The sequence below is a fragment of the Sphingomonas sp. NIC1 genome (genome assembly GCF_001638925.1).
Taxonomy (GTDB): Bacteria; Pseudomonadota; Alphaproteobacteria; order Sphingomonadales; family Sphingomonadaceae; genus Sphingomonas; species Sphingomonas aquatilis.
The window spans coordinates 1,359,819-1,384,698 of the sequence record NZ_CP015521.1; the positions used below are offsets into that span (position 1 = coordinate 1,359,819).

At 66.9% G+C, this 24,880-nt stretch carries 22 protein-coding genes; 13 read left to right on the forward strand and 9 right to left on the reverse strand.

Annotated elements, in window-relative coordinates:
• Positions 1-101 precede the first annotated feature (101 nt).
• The 3 genes from clpS to A7E77_RS06620 all read right to left on the reverse strand — a co-directional run bounded on the left by clpS (position 102) and on the right by A7E77_RS06620 (position 3,282).
• Positions 102-443: an ATP-dependent Clp protease adapter ClpS gene (gene clpS / locus A7E77_RS06610; RefSeq protein ID WP_017980326.1), complete on the reverse strand. Its 342-nt coding sequence runs from the start codon at positions 441-443 to the stop codon at positions 102-104.
• 159 nt (positions 444-602) lie between these two features.
• Positions 603-1,415, reverse strand: a complete 813-nt coding sequence (gene phaP, locus A7E77_RS06615; protein ID WP_063686753.1) for a phasin family protein — start codon at positions 1,413-1,415, stop codon at positions 603-605.
• A 94-nt stretch (positions 1,416-1,509) separates the two neighbouring features.
• On the reverse strand, positions 1,510-3,282 hold the full coding sequence (locus tag A7E77_RS06620; protein WP_063686755.1) for a PHA/PHB synthase family protein: 1,773 nt from the start codon (positions 3,280-3,282) through the stop codon (positions 1,510-1,512).
• A 219-nt stretch (positions 3,283-3,501) separates the two neighbouring features.
• Here A7E77_RS06620 and A7E77_RS06625 point away from each other — a divergent pair, with 219 nt between their 5' ends.
• From A7E77_RS06625 to A7E77_RS06640, 4 genes are all read left to right on the forward strand, one after another.
• Positions 3,502-4,746: an HD-GYP domain-containing protein gene (locus A7E77_RS06625; protein WP_063686757.1), complete on the forward strand. Its 1,245-nt coding sequence runs from the start codon at positions 3,502-3,504 to the stop codon at positions 4,744-4,746.
• Positions 4,746-5,924, forward strand: coding sequence for a diguanylate cyclase (locus tag A7E77_RS06630; RefSeq protein ID WP_063686759.1), 1,179 nt, complete (start codon positions 4,746-4,748; stop codon positions 5,922-5,924). The genes A7E77_RS06625 and A7E77_RS06630 overlap by 1 nt, the downstream gene beginning before the upstream one ends.
• A 67-nt stretch (positions 5,925-5,991) precedes the next feature.
• Positions 5,992-7,215 (forward strand): LL-diaminopimelate aminotransferase, encoded by a 1,224-nt coding sequence (locus A7E77_RS06635; RefSeq protein ID WP_017980331.1) that lies wholly within the window; start codon positions 5,992-5,994, stop codon positions 7,213-7,215.
• A 16-nt stretch (positions 7,216-7,231) separates the two neighbouring features.
• Positions 7,232-8,008 carry a sulfite exporter TauE/SafE family protein gene (locus A7E77_RS06640; protein ID WP_043060940.1) on the forward strand — a complete coding sequence of 259 codons (777 nt, stop codon included), beginning with the start codon at positions 7,232-7,234 and terminating at the stop codon, positions 8,006-8,008.
• Between the two features lie 18 nt (positions 8,009-8,026).
• Here A7E77_RS06640 and A7E77_RS06645 read toward each other — a convergent pair whose 3' ends face one another.
• Complete coding sequence (locus A7E77_RS06645) at positions 8,027-8,956, reverse strand: GGDEF domain-containing protein (RefSeq protein ID WP_063686761.1); 930 nt, start codon at positions 8,954-8,956, stop codon at positions 8,027-8,029.
• Positions 8,957-9,053: 97 nt separating this feature from the next.
• A complete protein-coding gene (locus A7E77_RS06650; RefSeq protein WP_017980334.1) occupies positions 9,054-9,563 on the reverse strand; it encodes a winged helix-turn-helix transcriptional regulator in 510 nt (169 codons plus the stop codon).
• Positions 9,564-9,708: 145 nt separating this feature from the next.
• On the opposite strand from A7E77_RS06650, the gene A7E77_RS06655 reads away from it, so the two are divergent.
• The gene (locus A7E77_RS06655) at positions 9,709-10,032 is read left to right on the forward strand and encodes a CC_3452 family protein (protein WP_063686763.1); all 324 of its coding nucleotides are present in this window, start codon (positions 9,709-9,711) and stop codon (positions 10,030-10,032) included.
• A 122-nt stretch (positions 10,033-10,154) separates the two neighbouring features.
• Positions 10,155-12,257, forward strand: a complete 2,103-nt coding sequence (locus tag A7E77_RS06660) for a RelA/SpoT family protein (protein WP_017980336.1) — start codon at positions 10,155-10,157, stop codon at positions 12,255-12,257.
• 257 nt (positions 12,258-12,514) lie between these two features.
• Here the strand turns inward: A7E77_RS06660 and A7E77_RS06665 are convergent, their stop codons facing one another.
• Both A7E77_RS06665 and ykgO read right to left on the reverse strand, forming a co-directional pair.
• On the reverse strand, positions 12,515-13,150 hold the full coding sequence (locus A7E77_RS06665; protein ID WP_318842606.1) for an HAD family phosphatase: 636 nt from the start codon (positions 13,148-13,150) through the stop codon (positions 12,515-12,517).
• A gap of 11 nt (positions 13,151-13,161) precedes the next feature.
• Complete coding sequence (gene ykgO / locus A7E77_RS06670) at positions 13,162-13,287, reverse strand: type B 50S ribosomal protein L36 (protein WP_003046794.1); 126 nt, start codon at positions 13,285-13,287, stop codon at positions 13,162-13,164.
• A 138-nt stretch (positions 13,288-13,425) separates the two neighbouring features.
• On the opposite strand from ykgO, the gene A7E77_RS06675 reads away from it, so the two are divergent.
• The 6 genes from A7E77_RS06675 (at position 13,426) to A7E77_RS06700 (ending at position 18,857) form a co-directional block, all read left to right on the forward strand.
• Positions 13,426-14,031, forward strand: coding sequence for a DUF4136 domain-containing protein (locus A7E77_RS06675; RefSeq protein WP_063686767.1), 606 nt, complete (start codon positions 13,426-13,428; stop codon positions 14,029-14,031).
• A gap of 145 nt (positions 14,032-14,176) precedes the next feature.
• Positions 14,177-15,286: a M14-type cytosolic carboxypeptidase gene (locus tag A7E77_RS06680; RefSeq protein ID WP_063686769.1), complete on the forward strand. Its 1,110-nt coding sequence runs from the start codon at positions 14,177-14,179 to the stop codon at positions 15,284-15,286.
• 334 nt (positions 15,287-15,620) lie between these two features.
• The gene (gene gpmA / locus A7E77_RS06685; RefSeq protein WP_063686771.1) at positions 15,621-16,307 is read left to right on the forward strand and encodes a 2,3-diphosphoglycerate-dependent phosphoglycerate mutase; all 687 of its coding nucleotides are present in this window, start codon (positions 15,621-15,623) and stop codon (positions 16,305-16,307) included.
• A 503-nt stretch (positions 16,308-16,810) separates the two neighbouring features.
• Complete coding sequence (purE, locus tag A7E77_RS06690) at positions 16,811-17,293, forward strand: 5-(carboxyamino)imidazole ribonucleotide mutase (RefSeq protein ID WP_063686773.1); 483 nt, start codon at positions 16,811-16,813, stop codon at positions 17,291-17,293.
• Entirely contained in the window at positions 17,293-18,348 is a 1,056-nt protein-coding gene (locus tag A7E77_RS06695) for a 5-(carboxyamino)imidazole ribonucleotide synthase (RefSeq protein ID WP_063686775.1), read from the forward strand. Before purE ends, A7E77_RS06695 begins: the two co-directional genes overlap by 1 nt.
• Positions 18,349-18,443: 95 nt before the next feature.
• Complete coding sequence (locus A7E77_RS06700) at positions 18,444-18,857, forward strand: GNAT family N-acetyltransferase (protein WP_063689773.1); 414 nt, start codon at positions 18,444-18,446, stop codon at positions 18,855-18,857.
• Between the two features lie 82 nt (positions 18,858-18,939).
• Here A7E77_RS06700 and A7E77_RS06705 read toward each other — a convergent pair whose 3' ends face one another.
• Entirely contained in the window at positions 18,940-19,239 is a 300-nt protein-coding gene (locus tag A7E77_RS06705; protein WP_017980344.1) for a hypothetical protein, read from the reverse strand.
• 12 nt (positions 19,240-19,251) lie between these two features.
• Complete coding sequence (locus A7E77_RS06710; RefSeq protein ID WP_063686777.1) at positions 19,252-22,086, reverse strand: M16 family metallopeptidase; 2,835 nt, start codon at positions 22,084-22,086, stop codon at positions 19,252-19,254.
• A gap of 155 nt (positions 22,087-22,241) precedes the next feature.
• Here A7E77_RS06710 and clpB point away from each other — a divergent pair, with 155 nt between their 5' ends.
• Positions 22,242-24,821, forward strand: coding sequence for an ATP-dependent chaperone ClpB (gene clpB / locus A7E77_RS06715; RefSeq protein ID WP_063686779.1), 2,580 nt, complete (start codon positions 22,242-22,244; stop codon positions 24,819-24,821).
• Positions 24,822-24,880: the final 59 nt, after the last annotated feature.

Sequence of the window (24,880 nt, forward strand, 5' to 3'; positions counted from 1 at the left end):
GCGCTGCTGCGACATCCCAGCCTCCGCCGGGATGACGACAATGGCGAATATCGGTTGCGCGCAAACCGTCGTCGCGCCTTAGCGCGAGCGCAAACCCGCGATCATGCCTTCTCCAGCGTGCATTGCAGCGGGTGCTGGTTCTGCCGCGCGAAGTCGATGACCTGCCCGACCTTGGTCTCCGCCACCTCATAGGAGAAGACCCCGCACACCCCGACGCCCTTCTGGTGGACGTGCAGCATCACCCGCGTCGCCTCTTCCATGTTCATGCGGAAGAAGCGTTGCAGGCACAGCACGACGAATTCCATCGGCGTGTAATCGTCGTTGAGCATCAGGACGCGATAGGGCGTCGGCTGCTTGGTGCGCGTGCGCGTCTTGGTGGCGAGGCCCGTGCCGGCGCCGCCGTCGTTGCCGTCATCCGTTCCGTCGTCGCGGCGTTCGGCCATGGTGATCGGTTCAACTATCATGTGGATCGCGAAAATATGGCATCGGGCATGCCCGGGGCAAGGGGGTCGCGCAAAAGTTGACGGCACCCGGCCCGCCATCCAACGAAAAGGGGCGACCGCATCGCTGCGGCCGCCCCCTCTTCGGTCCGTTGCGTCAGGTTACGCGACGACCTTCATCTTCTCGGCGGCGAGCGCGACGCGGTTCGACAGCGGCTGCGCCACTTCACCGGCCAGCTTCAGCATGGCTTCGGTGTTGCGCGAGGTCTGCTGCACCATCGCGTCGAACGCCGAACGGGCATAGTCCGACTGGAGCTTGAAGAAGTCGGTCGGCGACTTGACGCTGGTCATCGTCTTGGCGGCGGCGGTCGCTTCTTCGAACGACTTCTTGGCGAAGGCGGCGGCGTCCTGGCCGAGCGCTTCGAGACCGCGCACCGCGATCTTCGACGATTCGACCATCGCCTCGATGTTGCCCTTGCCGAATTCGTTCGCGTCTTCGAACATCTTCTGGCTCTTTTCGACCGCACCCTTGGCGCGCTCTGTCGCGTCGGCGAACGCGGTCTGGGTCTTGGCGGTGACGGTTTCGATCGTTTCCATGATGACTTCCTTCGCTGCGTAGGGGGCGATCGGCGCGGTCGTTGCCGCAGCGATCGGGTCGGTGGTGGGGACGACGGGTGGTAGCGCGGCCGCGTTCGGTGCGACCGGCCGTTCGGGAGCAGGCTCGCTCGTCACCGGCACCGACTCGACAGCCACGTCGGGCACGACCGAAGCGGGCACGATCGACGCGAGCGGCGGAACGATGTCGGCGGCCGTCGGCTTTGTCGCGAGCGGCACGGCCGGCACGCTCTTCTTGGCGACCTTGGCCTTGGGCAGCGACGGCCTGACTGCCGATTGCGGCTGCGTGGCGACGGGACGCTCCGGACGACGGGCGACCTTGGCAGGCTTCACCGGCGGCTTGGGGGCGGTATCGTCCACGGCTCCTACTCCAGCTATTATGCTGCAACGCACAAATAGGGAGCCGCGACGCTACGTCAAGCGCATTTTTGTGCGCTGCAACATGAGAACGTTCTCAGGCTTTGACATACTCGCCAGGCGCATCGCAGAGCGCCGCCAGCGCGCCGCCTCCGGGTTGCCGCGCGCCCTCTGCCGGCACCATGTCGGACGACAGGGTTCGCAGCCATGCGAGCCAGTCCGGCCACCAGCTGCCCTTCGTCTCGGTCGCGCCCGCCACGAAATCGGCGAGCGAGTCGGCAGCGGCGTCGTTCGTCCAATATTGGTATTTGCCCGCGGCCGGCGGATTGACCACGCCGGCGATATGGCCCGACCCCGCCAGCACGAAGCGCAGCGGCCCCTGGAACAGATGCGTGATCTTCCACACGCTCTCCGCCGGCGCGATATGGTCCTCGCGCCCCGCCTGCACATAGGCGGGCGTCGTCACGCGGGTGAGGTCCAGCGCCTCGCCCGCCACCGACATCGCGCCCGGCTGCACCAGCAGATTGTCGCGGTACAGATCGGTCAGGTACGACAGGTGCCATTTTGCCGGCAGATTGGTTGTGTCGCCGTTCCAGTGGAGCAGGTCGAACGGCATATAGTCCGCGCCGAGCAGATAATTGTTGGTGACGTAATTCCAGATCAGGTCGCGCCCGCGTAGCAGATTGAACGTCGCCGCCAGATAGCGCCCGTCGAGGAACCCCTGCGGCGACAGCGTGCCGATCACCGCCAGCTGGTCGTCGGTCACGAAATTCTGCAACTCGCCCGCCGCGGAGAAATCGACCTGCGCGGTGAAGAAGGTGGCGCTCGCCACCGTATCCGCTTGCCCCCGCGCGGCGAGCAGCGCCAGCGTCGCCGCCAGCGTCGTGCCCGCGACGCAATAGCCGATCGTATGCACCGCCGGCACGTCGAGCAGCGCCCGGATCGTATCGATCGCATCGACCTGCGCGGTGACGTAATCGTCCCAGATCACGTCCTTCATCGACGCATCCGCCGACTTCCAGGACACCATGAAGACGGTGATGCCCTGCTCCACCGCCCAGCGGATGAAGCTTTTCTCGGGCGTCAGGTCGAGGATGTAATAGCGGTTGATCCACGGCGGAAAGATCACCAGCGGCGTCGCCAGCACGTCCGGTGTCGTCGGCGTATATTGGATCAGCTCGTACAGTGGCGTACGCTTCACCACCTTGCCCGGCGTCATCGCCAGGTTGCGCCCCACCTCGAACGCGCCGTCACTGGTGTGGGTCAGCTGCCCCTTGCCGATGTCGGCAAGCATATGTTTCATGCCGTCGAGCAGGTTCTGGCCCTTGGTCTCGATCGTCTTAGCGACCACTTCCGGGTTGGTCAGCGCGAAGTTCGACGGGCTCATCGCATCGACCAGCCCGCGCGCGGCGAAGCGCAACTGCTCGCGCTGCTTGTCGGGCACGCCCTCCAGCGCCTCGACTCCGCGCAACAGATGGTCGGCGATCAGATTGTAGCTGCGGCGGATCCAGTCGAACCACGGGTCCTCGCGCCATGCCGCCGCCTTGAAACGCTTGTCGCGGGCATCGCCCTCCGATTCCGGCGGGGGCGGCGGCGCGGCGGCGGGATCGACGAAACGCTGCCACAGCGCCAGATTGTCCGCCCAATAATCCTGCACCTGCTGTGCCAGCCGGCTCTGGCCCTCGGCCGATACGGGGCTGCCCGGCCCGCCCGCGCCCGCCGCGAACACGCCGATGCCCTGTTCCATCATCATCTGCTGCGCGCGACCCATCACCCAGGTCCAATGCTGCAGATCGGCAAGGTCCGGCGCCGCTCCGGTGCCATAAGCGCTGCGCGGCGCGTCGGACGAAGCGGTCTTGGGATCGGCCATGGCATCCTCTTCTTATCGCGGTGACCGTAGCGGCGGCGGCCGATGGTGGGAACCGCGATCGTCGTGCTGCCGTCCGTCGGTTTCGGTTCCGAGGCAAATCACTCAAACTGGCGCCCCGACCGCCAGAATGGGTCGGTTTACAACCAATCGTAAAGCACTGGGGCGCATTTGCGGGTTCATGAACAGCATTCACATCACCCCGCATAGAGAGACGCCGTCATGCTGATCCGCGTTGCCACGCGCGAGGTCCAGGTGGGCATGTATGTCGATGCCATGGAAGGGGCATGGATCGACAATCCGTTCTGGCGCCGCAGCTTCCTGATCAAGACCGAGGCCGAACTGGACCGGTTGCGCTCGTCGGCGATCCAGCATGTCACGATCGACACCACCAAGGGGCGCGGCGTCACCGTGATCCCCGAGGCCGAACGCCGTCGCCAGGTCGAAGCGCCCGCCGTGGTCGCGCCCTTGCCGGTCGAACGGCGCAAACGGCGCAGCGGGCCGCAGCCCGACGACCTGACGCAGACGATCGACCGGTCGAAGGAGCATGTCATCGCCATGTTCCAGGAAGCGCGCCTGGGCCGCGCGATCGATCTGGAGGCCGTGACTCCGGTGGTCGACGACATTTCGGTCGCGTTGCAGCGCGACCGCGCGGCGTTCGTCAAGGTCACGCGCCTCAAGATGAATAACGAATACACCTATCTGCACTCGATCGCGGTCTGCGCGCTAATGGTCGACCTCGCGCTCCATCTCGGCCTGCCCGAGGCCGAGGTGCGCGAGATCGGCGCCGCGGGTCTGCTGCACGATATCGGCAAGGTGGCGACCCCCACGACCATCCTCGACAAGGCGGGGCAGCTCGGTCAGGACGAATGGCTGGTGATGCGCCGCCACCCGTCGGAGGGGCATGCGATGCTGCGCAAGGACGCCACCGCGTCCAGCATCGCGCTCGACGTCTGCCTGCACCACCACGAACGGCTCGACGGCAGCGGCTATCCCGAACGGCTGAAGGGCGACCAGATCAGCCTGCACGCGCGCATTGCCGCGATCTGCGACGTCTATGACGCGGTCACCTCGGTCCGCCCCTACAAGCGTCCCTGGTCGCCGCACGAGGCGCTGGCCCGGATGCTGGAATGGGAGGGGCATTTCGACCCCGACCTGCTCGACGCCTTCATCGTCAACCTCGGCATCCAGCCGCTGCACGCACTGGTGCGGCTCAACTCCAACCGGCTGGGCATCGTGCTCGACGGCAGCGCCGACCCCTATTCGCCGCTGGTCCGCACCTTCTACCACGTGCCCGATTCACGCTTCCTGGGGATCGAGGACGTCGACACGACGCAGGATCCGGTGCTGCGGCGCGAACGCGGCGACTATTGGTTCCCGGATCGCTGGCCCGCGCTGCTCGCCGACGTCCAGGCCGGCATCCAGCCGCATGACGCACCGCTGCTGCGCGCGGCGGGGGGTCGCTGATGCCGCACAGTAGCAATGCGGCGCGGCTGCCGCGCCTCGCCTCGTGGTGGAAGGGGCTCGACACGCCCCCCGCACCCGCATCCGCACCGGCCGCTGCCGCCCCCTCCGCCTCCGCGGCGCTGCCCCCGCGCAGCAACGCGCCGGGCGGCGCCGCCGGCGACCGCGACGGCGCGGTCGCGATGATGCGCCGCACCGCCAATCACGAGATGATCGAACGGATCGTCGCCTTCCTCCATACGCACGATCTCGACCCCAGTCCCGACCATCTGCTGATCGCGCGCAGCTATGCGATCGGCGACGATCCCGCGCTGGCCGAGGCGATCGACACACGCGTCCGCACCGGCGAGCCCGTCTCGCCCGCCTTTCTAGACCGACTGCCGACGCAGGCGCTCGCCGAGCGCAACCATGCCGCGACGCTCGCCGATCTCGGCGACACGCTGCAGGCGGCGATGCTCGAAAACAGCCGTCTCCTCGGCCGGTCGAGCGATTCGGCGCGCGCCTATGAAGCCGCGCTGGGCGGCACGATGCAGGAAATGGCGGCCGATCCCGAAGCATCGCTCGGCCGGCTGGTGATGCTCACCACCGCCGCCGTCGATGCGACGCGCGATCTCGCGCATCAGCTCGACACGATGGAGCGGGAGACGACGCGGCTGCGCAGCCGGCTCAACGCCGCGCGCCGCACCGCCGAGCAGGACCATCTGACCCGCCTGCCCAACCGCCGCAGCTTCGATGCCCGGCTCGCCCGCGAGACCGGGGCGGAGCCGCGCTGCGTCGCGCTCTGCGACATCGACGATTTCAAGCGGATCAACGATATCCACGGCCATGAGGCGGGCGACCGCGTGCTGAAGGTGGTCGCGCGCCATCTCAAGACCGCGCTCGGCGACAAGGCTGTGGTGGCACGGCACGGCGGCGAGGAATTCGCCTGCCTGTTCCCCGGCATGGCGATCGACGGCGCGCGGCCCTTGCTCGAAGGGATGCGCGAGGGGCTGGAAATGCGCAGCTTCGTCAATTCGGAAACGGGCACGTCGATCGGCTGCATCACCGTTTCGATCGGCCTCGCGCCGCTGGAAAGCGATCCGCGCGCCGCGATGCGCGCCGCCGACGCCGCGCTCTACGCCGCCAAGCGCGCGGGCAAGAACCGCGTCATCGTCGCACAACCCGGCGAACCCGACGGATGACGCCCGATTGAAGTGGTGAAACCCGCGCCTGCGCGTTAGGGTCGTGGCGTCCACGATCAGGTGAGCCATGTCCGACGACGAATTCTACCGCATCAAGCGTCTGCCGCCCTATGTCATCGCCGAAGTCAACGGCATGCGGGCCGCAGCGCGCGCGGCGGGCGAGGACATCATCGATCTCGGCATGGGCAATCCCGATCTGCCGCCGCCGCCGCACGTCCTCGACAAGCTGATCGAGGTGACGAAAAAGCCCGACGCGCACGGCTATTCGCAGTCGAAGGGCATTCCCGGCCTGCGCCGCGCGCAGGCGAATTACTATGGCCGCCGCTTCGGCGTCGACCTCGACCCCGAGACCGAGGTCGTCGTGACGATGGGATCGAAGGAGGGCCTCGCCAGCCTCGCGACCGCGATCACCGCGCCCGGCGACGTCATCCTCGCACCCAACCCGTCCTATCCGATCCACACCTTCGGCTTCATCATCGCCGGCGCGACGATCCGCGCGGTGCCGACGACGCCCGACGAGGCCTATTTCGAAAGCCTCGAGCGCGCGATGGCCTTCACCGTGCCGCGCCCGTCGGTGCTGGTGGTCAATTATCCGTCCAACCCGACGGCCGAAGCGGTCGACCTTGCCTTCTACGAACGCCTCGTCGCCTGGGCGCGCGAGAACAAGGTCTGGATCATCAGCGACCTCGCCTATTCGGAGCTGTATTACGACGGCAATCCGACGCCTTCGATCCTGCAGGTGAAGGGCGCCAAGGACGTCGCGATCGAATTTACCTCGCTCAGCAAAACCTACAGCATGGCCGGCTGGCGCATCGGCTTCGCGGTCGGCAACGCCAAGCTGATCGCGGCGATGACGCGCGTGAAGTCGTACCTCGACTATGGCGCGTTCACGCCCATCCAGGCCGCCGCCTGCGCCGCGCTCAACGGCCCGCAGGACATCGTCGAGAAGAACCGTCAGCTCTACCACAAGCGCCGCGACGTGCTGGTCGAAAGCTTCGGCCGCGCCGGCTGGGACATTCCGTCCCCCCGCGCCAGCATGTTCGCCTGGGCGCCGCTGCCGCCCGCAGTCGCGCACTTAGGCAGCCTTGAGTTCTCCAAACAATTGCTGACTCACGCCCATGTCGCGGTTGCGCCAGGGGTGGGCTACGGCGAAAATGGAGAAGGCTTCGTGCGCATTGCCCTGGTCGAAAACGAACAGCGACTGCGCCAGGCGGCGCGCAACGTGAAGCGCTACCTGCAATCCATGGGGGTCAACACCCCCAGCCAGTCCGCAGGCCAGAAAACCGGTTGAGCGGCGACCGCCGCGCATGACCATCGAACCGCTCTATTCGCTCGCAGGCGTGCTCGTCGGCGTCCTCGTCGGCCTGACCGGGGTGGGTGGCGGATCGCTGATGACGCCGATCCTGGTGCTCGCCTTCGGTTTCCATCCCGCGACCGCGGTCGGCACCGACCTGCTCTATGCCGCGGCGACCAAGACGGTCGGCACCACCGTCCACGGCTGGCGCGGCACGCTCGACTGGAGCATCGTGCGCCGGCTGGCGATGGGCAGCGTGCCGACGACGATCGTCACCCTGCTCCTGCTGGGCCAGGCTAGCGAGCATTCGTCCGCGACGCAGCATCTGCTCGCCACGTTGCTCGGCGTCGTGCTGGTCGTGTCGGCCGTCGCCACGCTGCTGCGCCACCGCATCGTCGCCGCCCTCACCCCCCGGCTGGGGGAGACCGACGGGCGCGAACCAGTGGCGCTTACCGTGCTGCTCGGCGCGATCCTCGGCGTGCTGGTGTCGCTGACCTCGGTCGGTGCGGGCGCGCTCGGCATGACCGCGCTGCTCGTCCTCTACCCGCGCCATCCGCTCAAAAGCCTCGTCGGCGCGGATATCGCGCATGCCGTGCCGCTGACGCTGCTGGCGGGCACGGGCCACTGGCTGCTCGGTTCGGTCGATCTCGGCCTGCTCGGGTCGCTGCTGATCGGATCGATCCCGGGCATCGTCGTCGGCAGCCTGCTGGCGGGCGTGATGCGCGAGGCGGCGCTGCGCCCGGTGTTGGCAACCGTCCTCGCCATCGTCGGGGTCAAGCTGCTGCTGTAAGCGGCGGGCCCCGTTCGATCACACCGCGACCCGATTCCCTCCGGCGGCGACCGCGCCGGCCAGCGTCTCGCGTGCCCGGCCGAGCAACGCGGGGAAATCGTCGCCCTGGTCCATCACGACCGCCCCGGATGCGGTCACCGTCCCGATCCACTCGCCGGTTTCCGCCAGCTTGAACTTGCGCGATTCGAGCAGTGACAGCACGTCCTCGGCCTGGCTGCGCACCGCGGTGATCGTCCGGTCGGGCACGACGACGATGAACTCGTTGCCGGCCCAGCGGATCACTTCCTGCTCGGGGAATTGCTTCTGGATCTTGGCGGCGAAGCCGTTGAGCACATTGTCGCCCACGCTCGTGCCGAATTCGCGATTGATCTCGACCAGTCCGTCGATGCTGAGCATCACGATCACATGACGCCGGTCGTGCTTGTCGATCTGATCGAGGACGTGGCCGGCAAAGGCGGGCTTGAGTGCGCTGGTCAGCGGGTCGTGTTCGGGATCGATCGCGCGCCGCACGTCGGCGACCATCGCCTTCTTCAGCGTTTCGAACTGCTGCCGCAGCATGGCCAGCTCGTTTTCGGCCGCGGCCAGACGCTGCACCGTCTCGTCCCCCGACGGTAGCGCCCCCTGCGCCTCCCGCACCAGGTCGCCGACGTTCGCCCCGGCCGTCCGCGTAACGGCGCGCGCTTCGTCCGCCAGCGATCCCAGCCGCTCGGCATGGTCCGCGATCCCCGTCGGAACCGGCAACGGTACGTACCGGGCGATCATCCGCGCGGCATCGGTCGCGGTCAGTCGAAAGCCATCGCCGATCAGCCCGGCGATCTCGCGCGACAAGGCGGCATTGCCACCGGTGACATGGATCAGCGCCAGCCCGTAATGTGGGACGGTCGGCTCCAACCGCTGATGTTCGAGGAAGGCAAGCGCGTCGCGCGCGCGTTCAAACATCACCTGCATAGGGCGCCGTTGTGACGCGGATCGCAAAAACTATCAATGAAGTTGAATGGGTTAACAGCATTAGTACCATGCCATAGGGTAGTATTGTCGGCACCGCTTACGTCGGGTCGTCGACATCCTCCGGCAGCGCCCAGATCAGGTCGCCCTTACCCAATATGCGTCCGTCATGCGCCTGCACCGCGACCGGCGCGATCGGGCGACGGTCGCGCGCATCGACCAGGATCGGAAAGGCCGGCGCACACAATTCCCAGCGCTCGCCCCATTGCCGCAGCGCGATCATCGTCGGCAGCAACGCGTGGCCCTTTTCGGTCAGCGTATAGCGGATCTTGCGTCGGTCGGCGGGCATCGCCTCGCGCTGCAGGATACCATGGTCGACCAGCCGCCCCAGCCGGTTCGCCAGGATATTGCGGGCGATGCCCAGCTCGGCCTGGAATTCCTCGAAATGGTGCAAGCCATTGAACGCCGCGCGCAGGATCAGGAACGCCCAGCGCTCGCCCATCGCCTCCAGCGCCGCGGGCAGGCTGCATTCCCGCAACGTTTCGCGCAGAGTCTCCCGGATCGGCGCGGTACACGCGGAATCGGGCCCATCGGCCGGTGTCGGCATCATGATCCTCGTCTGATCGTCGGCAGCATATCGCACAAACCGGCCGACAAGACAGCCTTTATACGTTTTCCGTTGCAACCTGAAACCGAAATCGGTAGCGGGCGCGCATCATCATCACCTGCGAATCGGTTCGGGAGGACCCCTCGTCATGAAGCTGCTGTCCACGCTCGCCCCCACGCTGGCGCTCGCCATCACCACGCTGTTCGGTGCGACCGCCGCCGGCGCCGCCGCCGCGGACACCTATGTCGCCGTCCCCACGGCGCCCTCCGCCAAGGCGAGCTTCATCACCCGCTCGACCGTATGGCGCGCCCGCGAAGGCGGTTTCGTTGCCGGCCAGGCGCCCGAGCGTCCCGCGGTGCTGTGCGAACTGGTTGCGCGCGAAGTCGGCACGCTGTCCAGCTTCACCGTCGGCGGCACCGCCTATGACGCCGAACAGCTCGCCAAGTGCAATGCCAAGGCCAAGAAGGCGTAAGGTGTTGCGAGGACGCGCCGATCCGCGCGTTCTGGGCTCATCGTTGATGTATCCCGCAAAATCGCCTGCCGCTCTGCAACATTGTGTTGCAAAGCGGCATGCCCCTCGCCCATGTGTAGGCCGTGCTACGGCAATATGAACTGGTCGATCGGGTCCTCGATTACGACCCCGACGCGGACGAAGCGCTGCTCAACCGCGCCTATGTCTTCTCGATGCAGGCGCATGGCTCCCAAAAGCGCGCCAGCGGCGACCCCTATTTCAGCCACCCGATCGAGGTGGCGGGCATCCTCACCGATCTGAGGCTCGACGACGAGACGATCGCCACCGCGATCCTCCACGACACGATCGAGGATACGGTCGCCACGCCGGAAGAGATCACGCGCCTGTTCGGCGGCAACGTCGCGCGACTGGTCGATGGCGTCACCAAGTTGTCGAAGATCGAGGCGCAGACCGAGAACGAGCGCGCCGCCGAAAACCTGCGCAAGTTCCTGCTCGCCATGTCGGACGACATCCGCGTCCTGCTGGTCAAGCTCGCCGACCGCCTGCACAACATGCGCACGCTCCATCACATCCCCAAGCCCGAAAAGCGGCGGCGGATCGCGAAGGAGACGATGGATATCTATGCCCCGCTCGCCGAGCGGATCGGCATGTACGAGTTCATGAAGGAGATGCAGACGCTCGCCTTCGCGCAGCTCGAACCCGAAGCGTATGAATCGATCACCAAGCGGCTGGACCTGCTCAAGACCGGCGGCGGCGACCGCATCGCCAAGATCGGATCGGGCCTGAAGCTGCTGCTAGGCCGGGCCGGCGTCGATGCCGAGGTGACGGGGCGCGAGAAGCATCCCTATTCGATCTGGCGCAAAATGAGCGAACGCCACATCAGCTTCGAGCAACTGTCGGACATCATGGCGTTCCGCGCGATCGTGCCCACGGTCGAGGACTGCTACACCGCGCTCGGCATCATCCACCGCCGCTGGCCGATGGTGCCGGGGCGGTTCAAGGATTACATCTCGACGCCCAAGCGCAACGGCTATCGCTCGCTGCACACCAGCGTGATCCACGCCGACAATGCGCGTATCGAGATCCAGATCCGCACGCCCGAGATGCATGCGGAGGCCGAATTCGGCCTCGCCGCGCATTGGGCCTATAAGGAAAAGAAGGTCCGCGCCGACAGCCAGCACAGCTGGATCGCCGACCTCGTCGAGATCCTCGAAACCGCGGGCAGCCCCGAAGAGCTGCTCGAACATACGCGCATGGCGATGTACCAAGATCGCATCTTCGCCTTCACGCCGAAGGGCGAGCTGATCCAGCTGCCCAAGGGCGCGACGCCGATCGACTTCGCCTATGCCGTCCACACCGATCTGGGCGACCAGGCGGTGGGCGCCAAGATCAACGGCCGCGTCGTGCCGTTGTCGACCGTCATCGAGAATGGCGACCAGGTGCAGGTGCTCCGCTCGAAGGGGCAGGTGCCGCAGCCCGGCTGGCTCAACTTTGCGATCACCGGCAAGGCACTCGCCGCGATCCGCCGCCATTTGCGCCAGACCGAACGCGCCGAGCTGATCGCGCTCGGCCGCAAGCTCTACGACGACATCGTCCGCCGCCTGCCCGCGCCGCTCGGCCCCGATGCGCTCACCCATGCGCTGTCGCGGCTGAAGATGGGCGACGAGGCGACGCTGATGGCGGGGATCGCGCGGCGGACGCTGTCCGACGCGACGGTGATGGAGGCGCTGATGCCCGGCTCGGCCGGTGCCGACCTCGCGCTGATCGCGCCGCAATCGACCGCCATCTCGATCAAGGGGCTGACGCCGGGCGTCGCCTTCGACCTCGCCGAATGCTGCCACCCGGTGCCCGGCGACCGCATCGTCGGCCTGCGCCGGCCGGATGCGGGGATTGAGGTGCACGCAATCGACTGCCGCGTCCTCGCCGAACTTGCCGAACGCGGCGCCGACGAGACCGACTGGGTCGATGTCGACTGGGGCGACCAGAGCGAAGGCGCTGTCGCGCGCATTTCGGTGCAGGTGAAGAACGAACCCGGCGCGCTCGGCATCGTCTCGACGATCATCGGCGCCCACCGCGCGAACATCATCGCGCTGCGCCTCGATACGCGCGACACGATCTTCCACACCAACGTCATCGACGTCGAAGTGCACGACATCCACCAACTGATGCGCCTGATCGCCGCCCTGCGCGCCGCCGATGCGGTCAACGCGGTGGAGCGGGTATAACCCCCTTCTCCGTCATTCCCGCGAAGGCGGAAATCCAGACGCGCCACCCTCACGGCAAGATACGCAACCGTCAGAGAATATGGATTCCCGCCTCCGCGGGAATGACGAAAAGAGGGGAAGGCACACCCCACCCAACCTTCGTCATCCCGGCGCACGCCGGGATCCATGGACGCGCAACGCTTATGGCGTCCACCCCATCAGCATCACCGAAACCATGGATCCCGGCCTTCGCCGGGATGACGAACGAGCGGCTGGGCTTACAGCACCCCCAACGCCTGCAGCTCCCGCCGCAGCTTCGGCTCACCTTCGAAATGCAGCGCGATCAGCCCGACGCTCTGCGCCCCCGCGACGTTCGCGGCATTGTCGTCGATGAACACCGTGCGGCCCGCCTCCAGCCCGAACCGCGCCAGCGCCAGCCGGTAAATCGCCGGATCCGGCTTCACCATCTTCTCCGCGCCCGACACCACGATGTCGCGGAAGCGATCGAACATCGCCGATTCGCGCGCGCGGAACGGCGGCCAGAATTCGTGGCTGAAGTTGGTGATGCCGAACAGCGGCACGCCGGCCGCCTCCAGTTCGTCGACCAGCGCGGGCATGCCCGGCATGGGATCGCCGATGCTCTCCAGGAACCGCGGCCCCCAAGCGGCGATCAGATCGGCATGCTGCGGATACAGCGCGATAAGCTCCGCCGAGGTCTCGGCGAAGTCGCGCCCAGCGTCATGCTGGAAATGCCATTCGTGCGTGACGACGTCGCGCAGGAACGCATCGAGCGCCCGATCGTCGTCGATCAGGCGCCGGTAGAGGATCCGGGGATCCCAGTCGTACAAGACCCGGCCGATATCGAAGATGACCGCCGTCGGTGTGACGGCAGGCTCGACATCGGCTGGAGCCACGCTCAAGTGGCTTAGCCCTGACGCGCCTTGAAGCGACGGTTGGTCTTGTTGATGACGTAGGTGCGGCCGCGGCGACGGATCACGCGGTTGTCGCGATGACGGTCCTTGAGCGACTTCAGGCTGTTGCGGATCTTCATGATCGATTCGCTTCTTTTCGTGTTTATAAGGTGTCGGTGAAAGCGCGAGCGCCTAGAGAGCAAGGGCCCAATAGTCAAGCAACGGCGCAGGCGTTAGAGCGTTTCCCAAGCGCAACGTATCGCAAAGGCTGCCCCTCCATGACACTCCGCCCGTTCCTGGCCCTCGGCATCTCCGCCGCGCTGCTCGCCGGCTGCGCCACCACGGCAGGTCCGCTGCCGCCGACGGACGTGATCCGCTACCATCTTGGCGAACCGATCCCGCGCGGCACGATCGCGGTCGAACCGCTGTCGGGCGGCGCGCCGGCCAGCCTGGAATTCAAGACCTATGCCGCCGCGGTGCAGACCGAATTGCTGAAGGCCGGCTATACTGTGCAACCGCAGGGCGCGATGCCCGATTATGTCGCGACCGTCGGCTTCACCCGCACCAGCCGCGAAGGGCCGCCGCGCCAGTCGCCGGTCAGCATCGGCCTGGGCGGAGGCGGCTTCAGCGGCGGGCGCAGCGGTGGCGGCGTCGGCCTTGGCGGGGGCCTCAGCTTCCCGATCGGCAAGAGCCGCCCGACCGAGCTGCTCGTCGCCGAGCTGAGCGTCACGATCAAGCGCCGCGCCGATCTGTCGCCGATCTGGGAAGGCAAGGCGCAGGGCGTCAGCGACATCAAGCGCGCCGACCAGCAGGCCGCCCGCCTCGCCCGCGCGCTCTTCACCGGCTTCCCCGGCCAGTCCGGCCGCACGATCAGCGTGAAGTAACGAAAACACGACCTGCCCTCACCCTTCCCACCCGGCTGTGCCGGGCGGGCCCCTTCCCTCTCCCGGTGGGAGAGGGAGGGAGGCGCGCAGCGCCGGAAGGGTGAGGGCAGCACCATCCCTCCCCCAAAACCGATCGGCCCAGCCCATGACCATCACCATCGACGCCGGCTTCGACGGCGGCAACATCCGCCTCGTTTCGATCGACGGCGACCGCATCGACCTGGAGATCGTGAAGGATCACCAGTCGGACTTCTTCCAGTGGTTCTCGTTCCGCGTCGCGGGCGCGCACGGCCGTCGGCTCACCTTCCGCATCCTCAATGCCGGCGAATCGGCCTATCCGTTTGGCTGGCCCGGCTACAAGACGCGCGCCAGCACCGATCGCGTCCATTGGCGGATGATCGACACTAGCTACGACAACGGCGTTCTCTCGTTCGATTACACGGTCGAGGGCCAGCTCGCCTGGTTCGCCTATTTCGCGCCGTACACGATGGAAATGCATCACGATCTCGTCGCGCGCACCGCGGCGAAGCCGGGCGTCCAGCATCGCCAGCTCGGCACCACGCTCGACGGGCAGGCGATCGACTATTTCAGGATCGGCAACGGCCCCAAGCCCGTCTGGCTCTATGCGCGCCAGCATCCGGGCGAATCCATGGCCGAATGGTGGATGGACGGCGCACTCGACTGGCTGACCAGCCCCGCCGCCGCGCCTTTACTGGACAAGGCGACGGTCCACGTCGTCCCCAACATGAACCCAGACGGCACCCGCCGCGGCCATTTGCGCACCAATGCCGCGGGTGTGAACCTCAACCGCGAATGGCATGCGCCCTCGCCCGAACGCAGCCCGGAGGTGCTGTGCGTCCGCAATGCGATGGACGAAACCGGCGTCGCCTTCGCGATCGACGTCCATGGCGACGAGGCGATTCCGGCCAACTTCATCGCCGGCTTCGAAGGCATCCCCAACTGGACCGAGGAACACGGCGCCAAATTCTACGACTTCGGCCACCGCCTCGCCGCGCACACACCCGATTTCCAGGTCGAAAAGGGCTATGAGAAATCGAGCGCCGGCAATGCCAATCTGTCGATGTCGACCAACCAGCTCGCCCAGCGCTTCGGCGCGGTGTCGGTGACGCTGGAAATGCCGTTCAAGGACCATGATCCCAACCCCGATGCCGAATACGGCTGGTCGGGCGAACGTTCCAAGGCGCTCGCCGTCTCGTGCCTCGAAGTGCTGACCGAGATGATCGACACGATCTGACGTCTGGGATCGCGATAAGGAGATTCACGCGAAGACGCTAAGGCGCGAAGAAGAAGGCTGGATCACGCGGAGACGCGGAGGGACGCGTGCCTCGCCGCAGGCGCGGCCCTTCATCAGCCCGGGGTTGATGGAACGCGACCGGAGCGACCGCGCGTACCTTCTCCGCGTCTCCGCGTCTCCGCGTGAATACCCCTCTTCTCTTCGCGCCTTTGCGTCTTCGCGTGAAACAAAACCCACGCTCCCCAGCGCCCCGAAAAGTGGATCAATCGACACACGCCCCCCCACGCACTATCCCCGCCCCGAACCACAGACCCCTCGACCCACGGGAGCCCGCATGCCTCGCCTAGTCCTGATCCGCCACGGCCAGTCCGCTTGGAACCTCGAAAACCGCTTCACCGGCTGGTGGGACGTCGACGTCACCGACAAGGGCGCGGCCGAAGCGCGCGTCGCGGGCGAACTGATGGCGGCCAAGGGCCTTGATTTCGACATGACCTTCACCTCGCTCCAGACGCGGGCGATCAAGACTCTCAACCTCGCGCTGGAGGCGATGGGCCGGCTATGGCTGCCGGTCGAAAAGGACTGGCGCCTCAACGAACGCCACTATGGCGGCCTCACCGGTCTCGACAAGGCGGAGACGGCGGCGAAGCACGGCGACGAGCAGGTCCACATCTGGCGCCGCAGCTTCGACATCCCCCCGCCCCCGCTCGAAGCCGGCAGCGCCTACGACCTCAGCCAGGACCGCCGCTACGCCGGCATCGCCATCCCCCAGACCGAAAGCCTGAAGGACACGATCGCCCGCGTCCTCCCCTATTGGGAACAGCGGATCGCCCCCGCGCTGAAGGACGGCCAGCGCGTGCTGATCTCCGCCCACGGCAACAGCTTGCGCGCGCTGGTGAAGCACCTGTCGGGCATCTCCGACGACGATATCACCAGCCTCGAAATCCCCACCGGCCAGCCGATCGTCTACGACCTCGACGCGGATTTGAACGCCACGGACCGCTACTACCTCAACGAGCGCTGACATTCGTCATCCCGGCGCACGCCGGGATCCATGGACACGCAACGCCGATGGCGTGCGCACCAGCAACGGCACCGCATCCATGGATCCCGGCCTCCGCCGGGATGACGAAGACGAAAGAGCGCCCGCCTCCCCCCTCTTCGTCATTCCCGCGAAGGCGGGAATCCATAACCGCTAACCTCACGGCTGGAATCGCGACGATAGCGCGTCTGGATTCCCGCCTCCGCGGGAATGACGGTCGTGGGGATCGGAGGCGCCAACAACGCACCCGGCGACATGCATGTTGGACCCATTCCGCTCCTACCCCCTGCACCAAAACCCAAATCCCGCCCCCTGTCCGACACCCCCATCATCCGCCACAGCCCCGCCCCATGCCCCATCACCACCAAAGCGGAAACGATACCCCCCGAACGTTTCCCTTCAGGTGTTCAAGTCGTCCATCTTTCCCCTACGGAAGCGCGCGCCAGGGCGTTGCCCTCGCCGCCCGCCCCCGATAGACGACGGCCATGGACACTCCGCTGGTCGGCATCATCATGGGTTCGACGTCCGACTGGGACACGATGCGCGGCGCTGCCGACGTGCTCGCCGAGCTGGGCGTGCCGCATGAGACGAAGGTCGTCTCCGCGCACCGCACCCCCGATCGCCTGTACGATTACGCCAAGTTCGCGGCGGATCGCGGCCTCAAGGTCGTGATCGCGGGCGCAGGCGGCGCAGCGCATCTGCCCGGCATGGCCGCGGCGATGACGCACCTTCCCGTCCTCGGCGTGCCCGTCCAGAGCAAGGCGCTGTCGGGCCAGGACAGTCTGCTGTCGATCGTCCAGATGCCCGCCGGCATCCCCGTCGGCACGCTCGCCATCGGCAAGGCGGGGGCGACCAACGCCGGCCTGCTCGCCGCCGCAATCCTTGGCATCAACGACCCCGCGCTGTCGCAGCGGCTACAGGCGTGGCGCCAGCGCCAGACCGACGCCGTCGCGGACGAGCCCGCCTGATGCTGCCCCCCGGTTCGACGATCGGCATCCTCGGTGGCGGCCAATTGGGCCGCATGCTCGCCGTCGCCGCCGCGCAGCTGGGCTATCGCACCCACGTCCTCGCCCCCGACCGCGAAAGCGTCGCCGCGCAGACCGCGTCCAGCCTGACGCGCGCCGATTACCACAACCGTATCGTCCTCGCCGACTTCGCCGCCGCCTGCGACGTCGTGACCTACGAGTTCGAGAATATCGACGTCACGCCCGTCGAATGGCTCAGCCAGCGCGTCCCCGTCCACCCCAACCCCGCCGCGCTGCGCGTCGCGCAGGACCGCATCGCCGAAAAGCGCTTCGTCGAGACGGTCGGCGGCCGCCCCGCCCCCTGGGCGCCGGTGAACAGCGAGGCCGACCTGATGGCCGCGCTCGACCGCATCGGCTATCCCGCGATCCTCAAGACGACGCGCTTCGGCTATGACGGCAAGGGTCAGGCCGTGATCCGCGACGCCGCCGACGCTGCCGAAGCCTGGGCGACGATCGGCGGCCCCGCGGTGCTCGAAGGCTTCATAGCCTTCACCCACGAATTCTCGATCCTGATCGCCCGCGGCCAGGACGGCGCCAGCGTCCGCTACGATCCGCCGCACAACGTCCACCGCGACGCGATCCTGCGCACCTCCACCGTCCCCGCGCCGGCCGAGATCGTCGCGCAGGCCGAGGAAGCCACTGCGCTTGCCTGCCGCATCGCCGACGAACTCGGCTATGTCGGCGTCCTCGCGTGCGAATTCTTCGTGGGCAGCGACGGCCCGGTGTTCAACGAAATGGCCCCCCGCGTCCACAATTCCGGCCATTGGACGATCGAGGGCGCCGACACCTCGCAATTCGAAAACCACATTCGCGCGATCTGCGGCCTCCCCCTCGGCGCTACGACGCTGACGGGGCGCGAGGTGACCCTCGAAAACCTGATCGGCGACGATGCGTGGCAACCCGCCCTGACGGAAGCCGGCGCCCACCTCCACCTCTACGGCAAAGGCTCGGCCCGACCGGGCCGCAAGATGGGCCATGTGACGCGGGTGAAGCGGTGACGCCCATCGATTGACGGGTTTGGCATTCGATTCGTGCTTTCGCCCTCAGTGAACGGGTATCCTGCCAATTGAAGGGCGACGATATGAATGCCGTCATGAAGATCGCCGAAGAACCAAGGGACGCGATCCGCGATGCGATCCTTGGCCCGCTGATCACGTTCAATGCCGAAAACGGCTATCCCGCGGATCCGCGGCCCGTTGCGATCACCCTCGAAAGCCAAGGCGAAATCGTCGGAGGCTTGTGGGGCAAGACCGTCTACGATTGGCTGTTCATCGACTATCTCGTCGTCCCCTCTTCAGAGAGGGGCCAAGACCTGGGATCGCAGTTAATGGCGACCGCCGAGCGGCTGGCAGCGGAGCGCGGCTGCGTTGGATCGTGGCTGACGACCTTCACATTTCAGGCGCGCGGCTTCTACGAAAAGCTCGGCTATGAGGTCTTCGGAACGCTCGATAACTCGCCGCGAGACAATGTCCGCATCTTCTTGCGGAAACGCCTGACGGCGGCCTGACCGCGGTCGATCCGCCCAAAACCGAAACGGCCCGCCTTCCTCTCGGAAGACGGGCCGCCCGTTACCCTAACGAACCGAACGATCAGCCGGTGCGCTTGCCGTTCAGCGGGAAGCTGCCGAACGCGCCCGCGCCGACGGTGCCGGTCAGCGTGTCGCCCTCGGCGGTCGCTTCGCAGTCGAGCGTCATCGGCATCGGCACGGTCATCTGCTGCTTCCAGCGGATGGTGTTGCCCGACACCTCGCCCGACACGTCGCTCGAGCCCATCGCGCCCGATGCGGTGCCGGTGAAGCTGCCGCCGTCGCTCTGGACGGTCAGCGTCAGGTTCTGGTCGCCCAGCGGCGACTTTACGGTGCAATCCCAGCTGCCATCGACATCGGCCATGCGCGTCTCTCCTTATTTCGCGGTGGTAGAGGGGGTTACATTGGCCACCGCGCTTGCCGGGATGACCTCGACCGGCAGGCCCAGCGTGTCAAGCTGCGGCTTCACCTTGGCCGCGTCGCCCACCACGATCCAGCTGAACTGGCCCGGCTTGATCGTCTGCGCCGCCGCGCTGCGCAATTCGGGCAGCGTCAGCGCGCGCAACCGCGTCGGCAGCGTCGCATAATAATCGTCGGGGCGCTTCAGCAGATCGTTGGTCTGCATCGCGCCGAGCACCGCCTGCGACGTCTGGAACTGGCCGGGCAGCTGCAGGATCGCGCCGTTGATCGCCAGGCCATATTCGGTTTCGGTCATCGGCTTGGTCGTGACGAACTGCGTCACGTCCTCGCGCGCCGACGCGACCGACGGCCCCGTCTTGTCCGCCTGCACGCCCGTCTGCATCACATAGGGCGCGGCATATTCGGACACCTGGAACCGCCCGCTTGCGCCATAGGACCAGTGCTTCTCTTCGCGCAGATCCATGTTGAAGCGGCTGAGGAAGCTGCCGCCCAGCGCGTCGTTCACGGTGTTGAGCGCCAGCAGATCATCCGTGCCCTTCAGTCCGGTGCGCTGCGCACCGACAACGATCGACTGCGGGCTGTCCGGACGATCGACCAGCACGATGCGCGGGGTGAGCGGCGGTTGCGCACCCCCGAACGTCTTGGTGCCGGGCGTGCCCGTGCCCTGCCAGTCGCCGAAGCGGGCGTCGAGCGCCGCCTTGACCTCGCCAAGCGGCCGGTCGGAGACGACGAAGATCTTCGCCTTGTCGGGACGCAGCCACGCCTGTTCGAAACGGCGCAGATCGGCGGGGGTCAGCGATGCCACCGCGACCGGATCGCCGGAGCCCTGCGCCTTGGCATAGGGCGTACCCGCCGCGAGCAGCCGCGTCGTCATCCGCTGCGCCAAGGCGCCGGGATTGGTCAGCTCCTGCTGGATGCCCGCAACCTGCTGCGCCTTGAAGCGTGCGACCTCGGCATCGGCGTAGGTCGGGTGCCGCGCGACTTCCGCGAACAGGTCGAGCGCACCGTTCAGGTTCGCGCTTGGCACGCCCATGAACAGCGTGCTGCGATCGTTGCTGGCAGAGGCACTCAGCTGCATGCCCAGCCGCTCGCGCGCCTCGGCGAGCGCGTTGGCGTCATACCGGTCGGTGCCCTCGTCCATCATCATCAGCGCGACGAGCTGCGTGCCCAGCTTGTCGGGCACGTCCGACGCATAGCCCGCATCGAAGCTCAGCACCGCCTGCGTCACCGGCAGCGCGCTGCGCTGCGCATAGACGATCTCGATGCCGTTCTTCAGCCGCGCCCGCTCGATCTTCGGGAAGGTGAGGCCGGTGATCGCGCCGACGCCGGGCATCGCGCCGCGCGTACCCTTGGCGGGCTGATCCGGGGCTGCGACGACATCCACCTTCGGCGGCACCTTGGCTTCGGCATAGGCGTCACGCGCGCCGGGAACGACGTTCACCGCCAGCACCGGACGGCTCAGCCACTTGTCCGCCGCGGCCTTGACGCTCGCCGGCGTTTGCGCAGCGAGTTCGGCCAGCTCCTTCTTGTAGAAGCCCGGATCGTTCGAATAGAGCGCACCCTCCGCCAGCACCGATGCCTTGCCGTTCACCGATTCCAGGCTGCGCAGGCGGGCCGAGATCGTCGCCGTGACATAGCGCGATACCTCGTCCGCGGTCGGCCCGGTGCGCAGGAAGTCCGCGATTACCGCGTCCAACCGCTGCGCCGCGACCGCCGGATCGACGCCCGGCCGCACCAGCCCGTTGATCGAGAATACGCCGATCTGCGCGAAGTCGCTGTTGTCGGCGCTCAGCTGCGTGAACAGCTTTTCCTTCCGCACCAGCTCGTTGGCGAAGCGCGACGACGCCATGCCGCCCAGCACACCCGCCGCGACGTCCAGCCCCGCGCTGTCCTTGTCGTTCAGGCCCGGCACCGCCCAGTTGCGCGACAGCATCACTGCCGCGACGCGGTCCTTCAGCGTCACCGTCTTCGCCGCGGGCAGCGTGACCACCGGCGCGACCGGCAATTGGCTCTTGGGGCCCGGTTTGATGGCACCGAAATACTTCTCGACCAGCGGCTTGGCGGTCGCGGCATCGATATCGCCCGACAGCACCAGCACCGCATTGTTCGGGCCGTAATGGCTGCGGAACCAGTTCTTCACCGTTTCCAGGCTGGCGGCGTCGAGGTCCGCCATCGAACCGATCGTGTCATGGCCATACGGATGCGTCGTCGGGAACAGCCCCTCGGTCACCGCATAATCGAGCAGGCCATAGGGGCGGTTGTCGCCCTGGCGCTTTTCGTTCTGGACGACGCCGCGCTGCTCGTCGAGCACACCTTGCGTGATCGCACCGAGCAGATAGCCCATGCGATCGCTCTCCAGGAACAGCGCACGGTCGAGCGCGCCGGTCGGCACCGTCTCGAAATAATTGGTGCGATCGAAATAGGTCGTGCCGTTGAGGTCGGTCGCGCCGATCTGCTTCAGCGGTGCGAAGAAGTCGCCCGGGGCGTTTTCCGATCCGTTGAACATCAGATGTTCGAACAGATGCGCGAAGCCGGTCGACCCCTGCGGCTCATGCTTTGACCCGACGTCATACCAAACGCTGACCGCGACGACCGGCGCCTTGCGATCGGTGTGGACGATCACGCGCAGCCCGTTCTTCAGCGTGAACTCCTGGTACGGAATGTTCACTTCCTTGACCAATGCCGACACCGGCGCGGCCTTCACCGCCGTGGGCGAGGTCTGCGCAACGGCGGGCAGCGCAAGCGCAAGCGTCGCGGCCCCGGCCAGCGCGGCAAATTTGATCGTCGTCATGCAATCCCCCCGAGAGCGTCCCGTAATGGACGTGAATGGCGGCGAGCATAGCCCCGCCCCGACAACTGGCAAGCGGTGTCGGATGAAACCATCGACGACTATTGTGTTGCACAAAGGCAACACTACATTCCTGCCCAGTTAGGAAGGGGTAAGTGATGAACCTCGAAAAGTTTACCGACCGTGCCAAGGGCTTTCTGCAATCGGCGCAAACCGTCGCGATCCGTATGAATCATCAGCGGATTGCGCCCGAACACCTGTTGAAGGCGCTGCTCGAGGACGAGCAGGGCATGGCCGCCGGACTGATCCAGGCGGCCGGCGGCGACGCGCGCCGCGCCACCGCGGACACCGACGCCGCGCTCGCGAAGATTCCCGTGGTCAGCGGTTCGGGCGCGCAACAGACGCCCGGTCTCGACAACGACACCGTCCGCGTCCTCGATTCGGCCGAACAGGTCGCGCAGAAAGCCGGTGACAGCTACGTCACCGTCGAACGGCTGCTGCTCGCCCTCGCGCTCGCGCAGACCACCGCCGCGGGCAAGGCGCTCAAGACCGCGGGCGTAACCGCCGAGGGGCTGAACGCCGCAATCAACGACCTGCGCGGCGGCCGCACCGCCGACACCGCCTCGGCAGAGGATCGCTACGACGCACTCAAGAAGTTCGCACGCGACCTGACGCAGGCGGCGCGCGACGGCAAGCTCGACCCCGTGATCGGCCGCGACGAGGAAATCCGCCGCACGATCCAGGTCCTCGCGCGCCGCACCAAGAACAATCCCGTCCTCATCGGCGAACCCGGCGTCGGCAAGACCGCGATCGTCGAGGGCCTGGCCCTGCGCATCGCCAACGGCGACGTGCCCGACGGCCTCAAGGACAAGACGCTGATGGCGCTCGACATGGGCGCGCTGATCGCCGGCGCGAAGTACCGCGGCGAGTTCGAGGAGCGGCTGAAGGGCGTCATCGACGAGGTGAAGGGCGCCGAGGGCGACATCATCCTCTTCATCGACGAGATGCACCAGCTGATCGGCGCCGGCAAAAGCGAAGGCGCGATGGACGCCGGCAACCTGCTGAAACCCGCGCTCGCCCGCGGCGAGCTGCATTGCGTCGGCGCGACCACGCTCGACGAATATCGCAAGTATGTCGAGAAGGACCCGGCGCTCCAGCGTCGCTTCCAGCCCGTCTTCGTCGGCGAACCGACGGTCGAGGATACGATCAGCATCCTGCGCGGTCTGAAGGACAAGTATGAGATGCACCACGGGGTGCGGATCACCGACGGCGCCCTGGTGTCGGCGGCGACGCTGTCCAACCGCTACATCACCGACCGCTTCCTGCCCGACAAGGCGATCGACCTGATGGACGAGGCTGCCAGCCGCATCCGCATGGAGGTGGAATCGAAGCCCGAGGAGATCGAGAGCCTCGACCGCCGCATCCTGCGCCTGAAGATCGAGCGTGAGGGCCTGCGCCGCGAAACCGATGCGGCCAGCGTCGATCGCCTCGAAACGCTGGAGGGCGAACTCGCCAACCTCGAACAGCAGTCGGCCGAACTGACCACGCGCTGGCAGGCTGAAAAGGACAAGATCGCCGGCGAGGCGAAGCTCAAGGAGCAGCTCGACGCCGCCCGGCTCGAATTGGAGCAGGCGCAGCGCGGCGGCGACCTCGCCAAGGCGGGTGAGCTCTCCTACGGCCGCATCCCCGCGCTCGAAAAGCAGCTCGCCGAAGCCCAGGGTGCCACCCAGGGCGCGATGCTGCGCGAGGAAGTGACCGCCGACGATATCGCCGGCGTCGTCAGCCGCTGGACCGGCGTGCCCGTCGACCGCATGCTGGAAGGCGAGCGCGAAAAGCTGCTCAAGATGGAGGAGGTGCTGGGCGCCCGCGTCATCGGCCAGTCCGATGCGGTGCGCGCCGTCTCCACCGCCGTCCGCCGCGCCCGCGCGGGTCTACAGGACCCGAACCGGCCGCTGGGCAGCTTCCTGTTCCTCGGGCCGACGGGCGTCGGCAAGACCGAGCTGACCAAGGCGCTCGCCGAATTCCTGTTCGACGATCCTGCCGCGATGGTGCGCATCGACATGAGCGAATTCATGGAGAAGCACGCCGTCGCCCGCCTAATCGGCGCCCCTCCCGGCTATGTCGGCTATGAGGAAGGCGGCGTGCTGACCGAGGCGGTGCGGCGCCGACCGTATCAGGTCGTGCTGTTCGACGAGGTAGAAAAGGCGCACGGCGACGTCTTCAACGTGCTCCTGCAAGTCCTCGACGACGGCCGCCTGACCGATGGCCAGGGCCGCACCGTCGACTTCAGCAACACGATCATCATCCTGACGTCCAACCTCGGCAGCCAGTATCTGGCGAACCTGGAGGACGGCCAGTCGGTCGACAGCGTCGAACCGCAGGTGATGGAGATCGTCCGCGCCCACTTCCGCCCGGAATTTCTCAACCGGCTGGACGAGATCATCCTCTTCCACCGTCTGGGCCAGAGCCACATGGGCCCGATCGTCGACATCCAGGTCGCCCGCGTCGCGAAACTTCTGGCAGATCGCAAGATCGCGCTGGAACTCACCGATGCGGCCCGCGAATGGCTCGGCCGTGTCGGCTACGACCCCGTCTACGGCGCCCGCCCACTCCGCCGCGCCGTACAACGCCACCTCCAGGACCCGCTCGCCGAAGCGATCCTGCGGGGCGACGTGAAGGACGGATCGACGGTGAAGGTGGATGAGGGGGATGGAAAGCTGGTGCTGGAGGTGGGATAAGGCCAGCAAAAGAAAAGGAGCGGAGGTTTCCCTCCGCTCCTTACGTCTCATTTTAAAAT